At 40.2% G+C, this 961-nt stretch carries 2 protein-coding genes; both read left to right on the top strand.

Translation table 11 applies throughout. The features are described 5' to 3' along the window. A partial coding sequence (locus tag H5S41_RS00130; RefSeq protein WP_182601449.1) for an SDR family oxidoreductase occupies window positions 1-438 on the top strand: 438 nt, incomplete at its 5' end. A gap of 72 nt (window positions 439-510) precedes the next feature. Next, the coding region (locus H5S41_RS00125) for a KxYKxGKxW signal peptide domain-containing protein (RefSeq protein WP_182601447.1) at window positions 511-961 on the top strand (451 nt) is incomplete at its 3' end.

Raw genomic sequence — 961 nt, 5'->3', positions numbered from 1 at the left:
GAAGAAGCAGTTAAGTCAATTCTTGACGATTATTATATTATCCGTACTTCTTGGGTTTTTGGTAAGTATGGCAAGAACTTTGTCTACACCATGTTACGACTTGCCAAGGATCACGATAGATTAACAGTCGTAAATGATCAATTTGGTCGTCCAACCTGGACCCGCACTTTAGCTGAATTTATGACATACTTAGTTGATAATAACCAGCCATTTGGTACATATCAATTATCTAATGAAGGCTCCTGCTCATGGTACGAATTTGCCAGTGAGATTTTGAAAGATCAGGATGTTGAAGTGGCACCAGTTGATTCAAGTGCCTATCCTGCTAAAGCTTATCGTCCACGTCATTCAGTGATGAGCTTGAAGAAGGCGGAGAGTACTGGTTTTGAGATTATGGATTGGCAGAGTGCTCTCCAACAATTCTTAAAGCTAATTTAAAATTTAAGATTTTCTTAACGAAATTTGTGGTATCTTTAATAGTGTAATTTCTAATTTAATAGGGAGATAACAATGGAAATTAAAAAACACTATAAATTATACAAAGATGGCAAACAATGGTGCTGCATGGCATTAGCTGCCGCTGCCGTATCGGCCGGTTTAATGCTTGGCAACGCTAGTGCAAAAGCTGATACCGCAACGACTGCGGATCCACAAACAGAACAAGTGGTAACGCCAGCTGCTGATAGCACAAGTCAGACCACAGACTTAGCTGCTCAAGAAAAGGCAGCCCAAGTAAAGGATAATGGTAATTATGGCTGGCTTGATTCAGATAACGTGGTTAATAACGGTAACTTACAAGTTAGTGGTTGGCAGGCTACTAATCAAGCGGCTGGTAAAGATAACCGGTATGTAATTGCTTATGACAGTACTACTAATACAGAATTAGGACGGACCAAGGTAAATGGAAATCTTGCTCGTCCCGATGTCGCAAAGGCTTATCCTAATGTAGTCAATGCTAAGG

It is taken from the genome of Limosilactobacillus albertensis (genome assembly GCF_014145555.1).
GTDB lineage: Bacteria > Bacillota > Bacilli > Lactobacillales > Lactobacillaceae > Limosilactobacillus > Limosilactobacillus albertensis.
Note: the sequence above shows the minus strand (reverse complement) of the source record. Positions and strands in the feature narration are given on the sequence as shown.